This window comes from Paenibacillus sp. KN14-4R (assembly GCF_052180255.1).
Lineage (GTDB): Bacteria > Bacillota > Bacilli > Paenibacillales > NBRC-103111 > Paenibacillus_AM.
Window position 1 is genome coordinate 942,927 of sequence record NZ_CP197466.1, and the last position, 12,655, is coordinate 955,581.

11 protein-coding genes are annotated in these 12,655 nt (G+C 41.9%); 10 read left to right on the plus strand and 1 reads right to left on the minus strand.

Going from position 1 to position 12,655, the window contains the following annotated elements:
* Window positions 1-17 precede the first annotated feature (17 nt).
* Window positions 18-782 (minus strand): sulfite exporter TauE/SafE family protein, encoded by a 765-nt coding sequence (locus ACSBOP_RS04585; protein WP_442603266.1) that lies wholly within the window; start codon window positions 780-782, stop codon window positions 18-20.
* Window positions 783-1,043: 261 nt separating this feature from the next.
* Here ACSBOP_RS04585 and ACSBOP_RS04590 point away from each other — a divergent pair, with 261 nt between their 5' ends.
* The 10 genes from ACSBOP_RS04590 (at window position 1,044) to ACSBOP_RS04635 (ending at window position 12,499) form a co-directional block, all read left to right on the plus strand.
* Window positions 1,044-3,449 carry a heavy metal translocating P-type ATPase gene (locus ACSBOP_RS04590; protein WP_442604376.1) on the plus strand — a complete coding sequence of 802 codons (2,406 nt, stop codon included), beginning with the start codon at window positions 1,044-1,046 and terminating at the stop codon, window positions 3,447-3,449.
* Window positions 3,450-3,552: 103 nt separating this feature from the next.
* Window positions 3,553-3,753, plus strand: a complete 201-nt coding sequence (gene copZ, locus ACSBOP_RS04595) for a copper chaperone CopZ (RefSeq protein ID WP_442603267.1) — start codon at window positions 3,553-3,555, stop codon at window positions 3,751-3,753.
* A 173-nt stretch (window positions 3,754-3,926) separates the two neighbouring features.
* Window positions 3,927-4,889 (plus strand): alpha/beta hydrolase, encoded by a 963-nt coding sequence (locus ACSBOP_RS04600; RefSeq protein ID WP_442603268.1) that lies wholly within the window; start codon window positions 3,927-3,929, stop codon window positions 4,887-4,889.
* A gap of 124 nt (window positions 4,890-5,013) precedes the next feature.
* The gene (gene moaA / locus ACSBOP_RS04605) at window positions 5,014-6,018 is read left to right on the plus strand and encodes a GTP 3',8-cyclase MoaA (protein ID WP_442603269.1); all 1,005 of its coding nucleotides are present in this window, start codon (window positions 5,014-5,016) and stop codon (window positions 6,016-6,018) included.
* Between the two features lie 165 nt (window positions 6,019-6,183).
* Window positions 6,184-6,849 carry a cell wall-active antibiotics response protein LiaF gene (gene liaF, locus ACSBOP_RS04610; RefSeq protein WP_442603270.1) on the plus strand — a complete coding sequence of 222 codons (666 nt, stop codon included), beginning with the start codon at window positions 6,184-6,186 and terminating at the stop codon, window positions 6,847-6,849.
* Window positions 6,850-6,861: 12 nt separating this feature from the next.
* Window positions 6,862-7,959 carry a histidine kinase gene (locus ACSBOP_RS04615; protein WP_442603271.1) on the plus strand — a complete coding sequence of 366 codons (1,098 nt, stop codon included), beginning with the start codon at window positions 6,862-6,864 and terminating at the stop codon, window positions 7,957-7,959.
* Window positions 7,922-8,572, plus strand: a complete 651-nt coding sequence (locus tag ACSBOP_RS04620) for a response regulator (RefSeq protein ID WP_442603272.1) — start codon at window positions 7,922-7,924, stop codon at window positions 8,570-8,572. The genes ACSBOP_RS04615 and ACSBOP_RS04620 overlap by 38 nt, the downstream gene beginning before the upstream one ends.
* 181 nt (window positions 8,573-8,753) lie before the next feature.
* Window positions 8,754-10,241, plus strand: a complete 1,488-nt coding sequence (zwf, locus tag ACSBOP_RS04625) for a glucose-6-phosphate dehydrogenase (RefSeq protein WP_442603273.1) — start codon at window positions 8,754-8,756, stop codon at window positions 10,239-10,241.
* 27 nt (window positions 10,242-10,268) lie between these two features.
* Window positions 10,269-10,895, plus strand: coding sequence for a cyclase family protein (locus tag ACSBOP_RS04630; RefSeq protein WP_442603274.1), 627 nt, complete (start codon window positions 10,269-10,271; stop codon window positions 10,893-10,895).
* A 17-nt stretch (window positions 10,896-10,912) separates the two neighbouring features.
* The gene (locus tag ACSBOP_RS04635) at window positions 10,913-12,499 is read left to right on the plus strand and encodes a peptide chain release factor 3 (RefSeq protein ID WP_442603275.1); all 1,587 of its coding nucleotides are present in this window, start codon (window positions 10,913-10,915) and stop codon (window positions 12,497-12,499) included.
* Window positions 12,500-12,655: the final 156 nt, after the last annotated feature.

Below are 12,655 nucleotides of genomic sequence, written 5' to 3' on the forward strand. Positions count from 1 at the left end.
ATTTTAATGGTACATTTTTAATGGAATACATCCCATAACTGCTTACCAATAAGTAATGCAGTCACTCCAATAAATAGCGGCTTCACATAAGCAGCTCCTTTACGAATCGCAAATCGGGATCCGACTAGAGCACCAACAATCATCGAAAGCCCGAGCGGTATGCCATAATAAAAATTAACAGAACCCATTAGGATAAATGTTATCAAGCTGCCAAGGTTACTTCCCAAATTCAGAACCTTGGAATTAGCGGAAGCCCCAATGAAATCAAAACCATACCAGAGAAATACGAACAGCAAGAAGGAACCTGTCCCTGGTCCAAAGAAACCATCGTAAAAACCAATGACGGAAGCAATGATGATAAGTAGGATTGCTTTACCGATTGTCATAGCTTTATAGGTCGTTTGGGCTCCCCAGTTCTTTTTAAATAAGGTATAAATGGTTACGATCACAAGCAGTGTAATGACAAGCGGCTTCAAGAAGCCCGATGGTATAAGGTGAATGACATAAGCTCCTCCAACTGAGCCTAAAAAGGATAGTGGAAAAAGCCATGCAACAAGCCGTATGTTTATTTTACCGGAAGATAAGAAAGACGCTGAACTTGTTAAGGAGGAAAGGGTGCCACCGAGCTTATTCGTCCCAAGGACCATATTAGGAGATAAACCTGTAAATAGTAAGGCTGGAACGGTTATTAATCCACCACCACCAACAACTGAATCTACAAATGCTGCTAAAAATCCAATTACAATTAAAAATAAGATCATATCTAGGCCGGGTATTTCCAAAGATGAAACCTCCTTATAAACCTAAGCTAGGTAACGCATAATAGCAATATGATACAGTTGTTTAGAATTGCTGGCAATATGACGGTTCTGATTAATAATAATATTTAAAATTTAGAGTTAATATTTAGGAAAAATAAATCTTGCATAGGGGTGGGGGGTATAGTATATTAAATAGAAGGTGATCTTTTTTTTGAAATTATATATACCCTATGGGGGTATGTTGAAGGGGAGATAAATGTGGCAAACCACTCACGGGCTCAAATGCAAACCACCCTACAAATTGCAGGTATGACTTGCGCTGCTTGTGCGAATCGGATAGAGAAGGGGTTAAACAAGATTGAAGGTGTATCTGGAGCAGCTGTCAATTTTGCCCTAGAGCAAGCTTCCGTAACGTTCGATCCTACCCTAACAAGTCGTACAGACCTGGAGCAGAAAATTAATTCACTCGGTTATGACACGGTAAAAGAGACAATTGATTTTCAAATCACAGGTATGACTTGTGCGGCATGTGCGACTCGCATTGAAAAAGGACTAAATAAGCTACCAGGTGTTGCGAAGGCTACTGTGAATCTTGCACTTGAAACGGCCCATGTAGAATATTTGCCGGGGGATGTAACTGTTAGCGATATGGTGAAGCAAGTTGATAAGCTGGGCTATAAGGCAGCTCCTAAGCAAGAGGTACAAGAAAGTGGAGATCGTAAAGCGAAAGAAATTAAAAAGCAAAAAATGAAGCTGCTCCTATCAGCTATTCTATCGTTTCCACTCCTATGGGCGATGGTGAGTCATTTTTCTTTTACTTCATTCATTTGGTTACCGGATTTGTTTATGAACCCCTGGTTCCAATTTGCATTAGCAACACCAGTGCAATTCATTATTGGTAGACAATTCTATGTGGGTGCATATAAGGCTTTACGTAACGGTAGTGCAAATATGGACGTACTCGTTGCACTAGGTACTTCTGCTGCATATTTCTACAGCCTTTACCTAACGATCCAATCCATAGCTCAAACCGGTCATCATATGGTTGAGCTGTATTATGAAACAAGTGCGGTTCTGATTACACTGATCCTGCTTGGTAAATTATTTGAATCTCTAGCAAAAGGTAGATCTTCTGAAGCAATCAAAACTTTAATGGGTCTGCAAGCAAAGACTGCACTTGTTATCCGTAAGGGTCAAGAAATAAGTGTTCCTGTTGAAGAAGTTGTTAAAGGTGATGTGATCATTGTAAAACCCGGTGAAAAAATTCCTGTCGACGGTATCGTAGTAGAAGGGGTATCTTCTGTTGATGAATCGATGTTAACTGGAGAAAGTCTCCCGGTAGAAAAGCATGCAGGAGATGCAGCAATTGGTGCAACGATTAACAAAAACGGTATTTTGAAAATAGAAGCCACTAAGGTGGGGAAAGAAACAGCATTAGCACAAATCATTAAGGTCGTTGAAGAAGCGCAAGGTTCAAAAGCACCCATTCAACGTGTAGTAGATAAAATTTCTGGTATTTTCGTTCCAATTGTTGTGGGTATTGCAGTCGTTACATTTTTAGTATGGTACTTCATTGTTGATGCAGGTAACTTCGCAAACAGCTTGGAAAAAGCAATTGCCGTTCTCGTTATCGCTTGTCCTTGTGCGCTTGGTCTTGCAACCCCAACTTCCATTATGGCTGGTTCAGGTCGTGCGGCAGAACTAGGGATCTTGTTTAAAGGTGGCGAGCATTTAGAAGCAACACATAAAATCGATGCGATTATTTTAGACAAAACAGGCACAGTTACAAAAGGTAAACCCGAGCTTACAGATGTTATTTTGAAAGGCAGCAACAATGAAAATGACTTCTTAAAATGGGTTGGAGCTGCTGAGCGTAATTCCGAGCATCCACTTGCTGAAGCAATTGTTACAGGGATTAAAGAAAAAGGCATTGAGCTTCCTGCTACCGAGGAATTTGAAGCGATTCCTGGGTACGGTATCCGTGCAGTTGTCGAAGGTAAAGAAGTGTTAGTGGGTACACGTAAATTGATGGCTAAGAATGATGTAGGCATTGAAGAAATTGTAAGTACGATGAACAGCCTTGAAGAGATGGGGAAAACAGCAATGCTTGTTGCAATTGATAAGCAGTATGCGGGCTTAGTAGCTGTTGCGGATACCATTAAAGAAACTTCAAAAGAAGCCGTTCAGCGGTTGAAAGATCTTGGCATTGAAGTCGTCATGATAACAGGCGACAACTCACGTACAGCAAAAGCAATTGGCGATCAAGCGGGAATTGATCACGTACTAGGTGAGGTATTACCAGAAGGTAAAGCTATTGAAGTGAAGAAGCTTCAAGAAGAAGGCAAGAAAGTTGCGATGGTGGGGGATGGTATTAACGATGCTCCAGCACTTGCTACAGCTGATATTGGTATGGCGATTGGCACAGGTACAGATGTTGCCATGGAAGCGGCAGATGTGACATTAATTCGCGGCGACTTAAACAGTATTCCTGATGCCATCTTTATGAGTAGAAAAACGATGGCTAATATTAAGCAAAACTTGTTCTGGGCACTTGCTTATAACGTGATTGGTATCCCGATTGCTGCAATTGGTTTCCTAGCGCCTTGGCTTGCTGGGGCTGCTATGGCACTTAGTTCGGTTTCCGTTGTGCTAAATGCACTCCGATTACAACGTGTAAAACTTAAGTAATTGGGAGGGAATCAGGCTGGTGAAGTAGGCATCCCATTGACCTTTATAGTCTAGGGGGGTATACTAAAAATATAAAATCTGACCATAAAAGGAGAAATGAACGATGAAAAATGTAACTTTACAAGTTGAAGGTATGTCTTGCAACCATTGTGTTAATGCCATTGAAGGTGCACTAAACGGAATTCATGCAAGCAGCAAAGTTGATTTGTCAGCTGGTACAGTAGCAGTTGAGTTTGACGAATCCAAACTATCATTGGAAGCAATTAAAGAAGCAATCGAAGATCAAGGCTACGATATCGTCTAAAAATTGTTGCTTGAAATGATAAAGACCCCATCGACAGAAATGTCGTTAGGGGTCTTGTATTTTATCTTTTGTAATCATTTCACAAGTTGCAGATTCTTGTAGAAATTTTTAGGCAAAGAGATTATAATGCGCTCATAGAATAAAATGAGAAGAATTTAAGGGGAGGTCTTCGATTGTCAGAAGCGCCAAATATGTTACCTAATAAGGTGCGCATACAGCAGCAAAGTAAACCTAAACGTCGCCGTCGATGGATTGGAATTAGTGCAATTATATTTGCGATGATTGTCATTCTTGGGGTAACCGGCATTTCCGGATTTGTGGGCTGGAATTTAACACATCCCGCTAAAGATCCAATTACCAATAAACCTGAAAAGTTACAGATGACGTATACCAATGTACAATTTAACAGCGCATACGATGACACACTGCTTCGGGGCTGGCTCATTCCTGCCGGTGATAATAAAGATCGGATCGTTATTTTCTCACATGGTTACAGAGGTAATCGATCTGGGGAGAAACCAGCTTTACCAACTGCACAAGCGCTTCAAAAGCAAGGGATTGCTTCACTTTTATTCGATTTCCGCAACTCGGGTGAATCGGAGGGAACGGTAACAAGCGTAGGTTTGTTTGAAAAATCAGATTTGATTGCCGCGGTCAATTATGCGAAGAGTCTCGGTTATACGAAGATCGGGCTTGTGGGGTATTCCATGGGTGCTGTCGTCTCGATTGATGCTGCGCCAGAAGTATCCGATGTTCAAGCGGTTATCGCGGATTCACCATTTGCAGATATGCGTCCCTATCTAGAAGATAACTTGCCTGTATGGAGCAATTTGCCTGCATTCCCTTTTACTCCACTTGTCATATGGGAAACATCCATGCTGACAGGTTTAGATCCTGATCAAGTACGACCAATTGAGTCGATTACGAAGCTTAAAGATAAACAAGTATTGCTCATACATACGACGAATGATGGTAAGATTCCAGCAAGTAATAGTGAGCAGTTAATGAAGGCTTCTGGAAGTCCGAACACTTCATTGTGGCTTGTTCCTGGTGATCGACACGTAGGAGCCTACAATGCGGTACCGGATGAATACTTAACCAAGGTTACTCAATTCTTCACGCAGAATTTGAAATAACGAATTCAAACCAAAACAGGCGCCTGAGCGATTACGCCGCTCATTGCCTGTTTTTTTATGAAAGGCATGATCCTATCATTTCGGCAAAGAGATATGACATAATGAAAAAAGAGGGGGGCTGCTTATGTCCGCAGGTTTAGTGGATTCATTCAATCGCATACATGATTATTTGAGAATCTCGGTCACAGACCGCTGTAATCTTCGTTGTGTGTACTGTATGCCGGAAGAAGGTATGGAGTTCGAACCAAGTGAGAAGTTACTGACTTTTGACGAAATTACTGAAGTTGTTCGTGTACTTGCAAATCATGGCGTCCGTAAACTTCGTCTTACTGGTGGAGAGCCGCTTGTTCGTAAAAATGTGGAGCAGTTAGTAGCGATGCTAGCTAATATTCCTGGCATAGAGGATATCGCTTTAACGACAAATGCGATTTATTTTGCAGCAAAGGCAGATCAGTTAAAGCAGGCAGGACTGACGAGAATCAACATTTCTTTAGATTCACTTCAAGCTGAGCGGTTTGCTATGATCACTCGGGGTGGGAATATTGAAAAAGTGCTGCAATCGATCGAAGCTGCTTATCGGGTTGGGTTATATCCGATTAAAATAAATGTTGTCTTGATGAAAGGTATTAACGATGATGAGATTATGGATTTCCTAAGGCTGACACTAGATCGTGATATTCAAGTTCGATTCATTGAATACATGCCAATTGGTCATGATGATCAAGGTTGGAAAAATAAATATGTTCCATTATCAACTGTGCTTGAAACATGTGAAGGGCAGGGCTATATGTTTGAAGAATCTGCTGAAGTGTATGGGAATGGTCCTTCACAGAACTATCGGATTAAAGGTGCACAAGGCTCTTTTGGGCTGATCCATCCAGTCAGTAATCATTTTTGTCAAACTTGCAATCGTCTTCGCCTCACTGCGGATGGGAATATTAAACCATGTCTATACTGGTCAGATGAATTTAATGTACGTCCTCATCTTGGAAATGAAGAGGATCTAATGAAACTCTTTTACCGTGCACTGGGTCAAAAACCAGAAACACACGAGATGGCTCTAAAGCTAACGAATTCTTCTCAGTCCCATACGCCGACTATTCGTCGAATGTCACAGATAGGTGGCTAATCATAACCGTTGTTATGATTATTTATGAAAGAATTGCGATTTGGATAAGCTTAGAATGGATCTGGCGAATGCCACGACTAAGGTCGGGGTTAATGTACCGTCCCAGGGCTATGTTCAGTTTAATAGGGATAGGATACAATAGTATAAACTAGGGGAGGTGGCAACATGGGAGATCAAGTGAAAAATAACCGCAATCGTAACACAGCACTTTTTCTAATTTGTGCAGGTGTTTTTCTCATACTTCAAAGACTGATTGGTTCTTTTCCCGTGGTTGCCATATTAATATTTTTATTAGGTTTTTATCAGCTTCGGACCTTAGGAAACCGTAAAGGGTTAATCTGGATTGCGATTGGATTGATGTTTCTGTTAGCCGAGCACTTGGCTGCTGTGATTTCAATCACGTTACTGTCACTTGCTTATTTTTATTATCAATCCAAGAAGGTCCAAAAGCAGGATTATCATATTCAAAAGCAAAATATCCTCGGTGGGCTTCGTTTAGGAGATGAGCCATGGGTGTTGCGTGATACCTCCATTTGGTTCATGTTTGGTGAAGTGCATATCGATTTGTCAATGGCGCTTATTGAGCAAAAAGAAACAACGATTTTACTTCAAGGTATGATTGGTGATATAGACATACGAATTCCAGAAGAACTTGGTGTATCCGTAGAAGCATTCAGCTTTCTAGGACCCATTGATGTTCATCAAGAACGTGAACATGGTATCATGAATCGCATTCATTGGCGTTCACCAAATTATGAAACGAGTAACCACAAGGTGAAACTTCTCATTTCATATATCGTAGGAGATGTAGATGTGAAAATATTAGGATAAGGGGGATGACTCATGCAAAGCTACAAAAAAAAGCTTACGAATATGATATGGCGGAGCATGGGGGAATCCATTGTCTTTAGCTTTATTATTGTCGGAGCGATCATGTACAGTTTGAATTACTTCGGATTGCTGGCAAGGGTTGAGGCTTGGACAAGCGATTTCTTCCTTCTGGTTGCAATTGAACTTGCTGTACCGATCATAACTGGCGGGGTCTATGGTTTTTGGTCTTCCAATCGTATTAGACACCGACTAGAGCCTATTATGGAGACGATGCAACTCTTGGAAAAGGGTAACTTTGCTCGAGCTACACTAAACTTAGGTGAAGATGAGATTGGCCGATTGGGTCAGCAATTAGATCGAGTTACGAAAAAGTGGGAAGAACAAGTGAATTCTTTGCAAAGATTATCGAATCATAATGCTCAATTGGCGGAGAAAGCGAAATTCTCTGCGGTTGTTGAAGAACGTCAACGGTTGGCTCGTGAGCTGCATGATGCAGTATCTCAGCAGTTGTTTGCCATTTCAATGACAGCTACAGCAGTCGGGCGAATTATGGACAAAGATTTTGAAAAAGCGAAGCGGCAAATTTTCTTAATTGAGGAAATGTCATCTGTTGCACAATCGGAAATGAGAGCACTCTTGATGCATCTGCGACCTGTACATCTGGAAGGTAAACGGTTATCTGTTGCATTAAGTGATTTACTACAGGAACTGCGTGCCAAAGGGGTTATGGATATAGAGTGGGAGGCAGACGAAGATATTGCTTTGCCAAAAGGTATCGAAGACCACCTATTTCGTATTGTACAAGAAGCGTTATCCAATTCACTTCGTCATGCTAAAGCAACGAAGCTTGAACTTAAGCTTTTACAGCGAATAGATGGGGTACGTCTTATGATTCGTGATGATGGAGTCGGATTTAATCTTAATGATTCCAAGAAGCAATCATCTTATGGACTTGCAACGATGAAGGAAAGAGTGAGTGAAATCGGTGGCTCAATCTCCATAGTTGCAGCACCTGAACAAGGGACTCGTATTGAGATACGTGTACCAATCATAGCGGAGGGAGCGATCGATAATGGAGGACTCAATCATCAAAGTACTGTTAGTGGATGACCATGAAATGGTACGAATCGGTCTAGCGGCTGTTCTGGGGACAGAGGAAGATATTGAGGTTGTCGGTGAAGCCAGTTCTGGTGAAGAAGGAATTACGATGGCAGAGGAATATAATCCAGACGTTGTCTTGATGGATCTAGTGATGGAAGGCGGCATTGATGGAATCGAAGCTACGCGTCGATTAATAGAACGCAACCCAGAGAGCAAGGTTATTGTACTTACAAGTTATTTGGATGATGAAAAAATGTACCCTGTGCTTGAAGCGGGTGCTATTTCATATTTACTTAAAACTTCACGCGCAGGTGAAATTACAGGAGCTATTCGAGCAGCAGCTAAGGGTCAATCCATTCTGGAGTCTCAAGTTGCATCCAAATTAATGAATCGCTTTAGACAACCCAAGCAAGTAGCTGCACCGCACGAAGACTTAACAGAACGTGAGATGGAAGTGCTGCGACTTATTGCGGCTGGTAAATCGAATCAAGAGGTTGCAGATGAGTTATTCATTGGCATTAAGACAGTTAAGTTCCATGTAACGAACGTATTGTCTAAGCTAGGAGTAGATGATCGTACACAAGCTGCTATTTATGCCTTTAAACAAGGCTTGGTGGAATAGAGAAAAGGAGATTTGAGACATGGTAAACTATGTTGTGTGGCTTGTTATAGCTGCAGTTTGCGTTGTCTTTTTGCGGTTTGTCGGGAAAAAATATCGTAAATAAGCATGGAGAAGTTGAATCCCTTGTCTAATTTCGGTATGCTATTCCTAATAAATTTTATACAGAAAGAATGATGAACTCATGATAGGCGCAGTATTTTTCATTTTTGGAGCAACGGGGGATCTTGCGAAAAGAAAGCTTTTTCCCGCAATTTACAGCATGTATCGCGAAGGCAAGTTGGGAGAGAACTTTGCAGTTGTAGGATTAGCTCGTCGTCCTCGTACGAATGAACAATTCCGTAAGGATGTGTGTGAGTCCATTAATCAATTTGCGCGCTACTCCATTGAGGAAGATGAGAGTTGTTCAAGCTTTGCTGAACATTTTCAATACATGTCTCTAGACATTAATAATGTAGATGGTTTTAAAGCTCTTAGAGGGCTGACTGAAGAATTAGATGAGAAATTCCAGACGGGGGGCAACCGTCTATTTTACCTTGCACTCGCACCTGAGCTTTTTGGTAATGTTGCGTTTAACCTTCGTGAAGGTGGATTGCTTGAGACTGAAGGCTGGCATCGTCTTGTTATTGAGAAGCCTTTCGGCTATGATTTGCCATCCGCACAAAAATTGAACACACAACTACGTCAAGTATTTGAGGAGCAAGACATTTATCGGATCGACCATTACTTGGGTAAAGAAATGGTTCAAAATATTGGAATCGTTCGTTTTGCAAATGCGTTCATTGAACCCCTCTGGAACAATCGACATATCTCTAACATTCAAATTACTTTAAGTGAAACTGTGGGTGTTGAAGAGCGTGGAGGTTACTATGACCATGCAGGGGCTTTGCGTGATATGGGACAAAATCATATGCTGCAAATGCTCGCTATGATGGCAATGGAACCGCCTAGCCGTCTTTTACCAGAAGATATCCGGGATGAGAAAGTGAAGGTGCTACGTTCACTTCGTGCTTTTACATCATCAGATGATGTACGAGCTAACGTGATTCGTGGACAATATGCAAACGGGGAGACAGAAGGTAAAGCGCTGTCGGCCTATCGTGAAGAGGATTCAGTTAACACGAATTCAACAACGGAGACCTATTTTGCTGCACGAGTATTCGTGGATAATTTCCGTTGGGCAGGTGTGCCATTTTTCGTACGTACGGGTAAACGACTACCTGCGAAGACGACTGAAATTGTGGTTGAATTCAAGAATGTTCCCGACAATGTGTATTTGACTGAAAAGCATGAACTGGAGCCGAACTTACTTGTGTTCCGTGTTCACCCCGTTGAAGGCATTCACTTGAAGATGAACGCGAAGCAACCAGGTGGTGAAGGCTCGGTTATTCCAATTACGATGGACTTTGCGCAAAGCAGCGTAGTGGGCATGAATACGCCAGAGGCTTATGAGCTGCTCCTTTATGATGCGTCACGCGGTGACTCTACGTATTTCACGCGTTGGGATGAAGTTGCGCATGCTTGGGAGTATGTCGATAAGATTGCTGCAGCATGGAAAGAGACGACAGAAGATTTGCAACTGTATCCAGCCGGCTCTTGGGGACCTGAGGGCGCGAATGAACTGCTTGAGAAGGATGGTTTCAAATGGTGGCCTGTTCACGGGCAAGAATAATTCTTCCTGGAAGGAATGGAGTTTCATATGAAAATATTTGATATATCGATGACAATTGAAGAAAGCATGCAAGTGTATAAAAATAAAGAAGAGAAAAAACCAGAAATTCGCAACATGGCAAATTTCTCAAACTCTAAAGTACATGAAACCCGTATTGCACTTGATGTTCACTGTGGTACACATCTAGACGCAGCCTTGCATATGATTGAAGGCGGAGAAACTATCGAAGCAATTCCACTGAATCAACTAGTGGGTACGGCACGTGTAGTTGATTTGACTCATATCGAAGAGGCGATCGAACGGGAACATTTAGAGTCATTTGCTCTGCAAGAAGGGGAATGGGTGCTTTTAAAAACTCGGAATTCATTATCCGAGGAATTTGATTTTAATTTTGTTTACCTAGCTGAAAGCGGTGCTCAGTATTTAATCGAGCGAGGACTACGTGGGGTAGGTACTGATGGACTTGGGATCGAACGAGCACAACCGGAATATCCAACACATCGCTCTTTATTGAAGAATAGAGTGCATATCGTAGAAGGACTTCGTCTAAAAGACGTTCCAGCAGGAACTTACTTTATGGTGATTGCACCACTTAAGCTTACAGGTATTGATGCTGCTCCTGCACGGGCATTTTTAGTTGAGCAGTTAAAATAGAAGGGATTCAATCGACAATGAGTGAACAAGAACAAAAAAAATTAATTACGGAAGTAAATAAACGCAGAACGTTTGCAATTATTTCCCACCCGGATGCTGGTAAAACGACACTTACCGAGAAGCTATTGCTATTCGGGGGTGCGATTCGTCTTGCGGGAACAGTAAAGGGACGTAAAGCTAGTAAATTTGCAACATCGGATTGGATGGAAATTGAGAAACAAAGAGGGATCTCTGTTACTTCTTCCGTGATGCAATTTGATTATCAAGGACATAAGATTAACATTCTGGATACACCGGGGCACCAAGATTTCTCTGAAGATACGTACCGTACATTAACTGCAGCGGATGCTGCGGTTATGTTAATTGACGTTGCCAAGGGTGTCGAGGCGCAGACGATTAAGTTGTTCCAAGTATGTCGCTTGCGCAATATCCCTATTTTTACCTTTATAAATAAATTAGACCGTGAAGGACGCGATCCATTCGAGCTGCTTGAAGAGCTAGAGAATGTGCTTGGTATTCGTTCTTATCCGATGAATTGGCCAATTGGGATGGGAAAAAGTCTCTGTGGGGTATACGATCGTCAGAAAACCCAATTAGAGTTGTTCCAAGGCGATGATCATAGCGAAATTGAAGTGCGTCCGGTAAGCGGCTATGATGACCCTCTCGTACGTCAGATTGCAGGGGAGCATTTGTATGAGCAGTTAAGCCAAGAGTTGGAACTGCTTGATGTTGCAGGGGATCCTTTTGACATGGATAAGGTTCTAAATGGTGAGTTAACTCCTGTATTCTTTGGTTCTGCGGTGAATAACTTTGGTGTGCAGACTTTCTTAGAAAATTTCCTTCAGCTTGCGCCGGCCCCACAGCCGCGTAATTCTTCAGAAGGTGCTATCGAACCTACGAAGCCAGCATTCTCAGGATATGTGTTTAAGATTCAAGCGAATATGAATCCAGCACACCGTGATCGTCTTGCCTTCTTGCGTATTGTATCTGGTAAGTTTGAGCGTGGTATGTCAGTGCGTCATGTTCGTGCAGGTAAAGATATTAAGCTTGCTCAACCGCAGCAATTCCTAGCGCAAGATCGCGATATCGTCGAAGAGGCATATGCAGGGGATATTATCGGTTTATTTGATCCCGGTATTTTCCGAATTGGAGATTCCTTATCTCAAGGGGAGAGCATCGTGTATGATGAATTGCCAACGTTCTCGCCGGAATTATTCTGTAAAGTAACTGTTAAAAATGCACTTAAACATAAACAGTACCAAAAAGGTATTGATCAATTGACTGAAGAAGGCACGATTCAGGTGTTTACCTCTGCGGGTGTATTTGATGAGACGATTCTTGGTGTTGTTGGCCAACTTCAATTCGAAGTATTCGAACATCGGATGCGCGGGGAGTATGGCGTTGACATTCAGTTACAGCGACTAAATTTCCAATTTGCACGTTGGATTGTGGCGGATCAGATTGATCCAAGCAAATTTAGAATCAACTCTCATCTTGTAAAAGATAAGAATGGTAACTTTGTTGCCTTATTCGAGAGTGAATATGCGCTTAGATCCGCGATTGATCGTAATCCAACCACACAATTTTTACCGAATGCTCCTTAAATAGAATAGGATATATCAAGCATCTCCGAGAAAATTCGGGGATGCTTTTTTAATATACAGCGCATGCATGCTGTGTATTGCCTATGCAAAACAAAAGAGCTCATCATACTATATTGTGTCGGTTCTAAGATAAACTCAACCGAACTTGCAGCGATT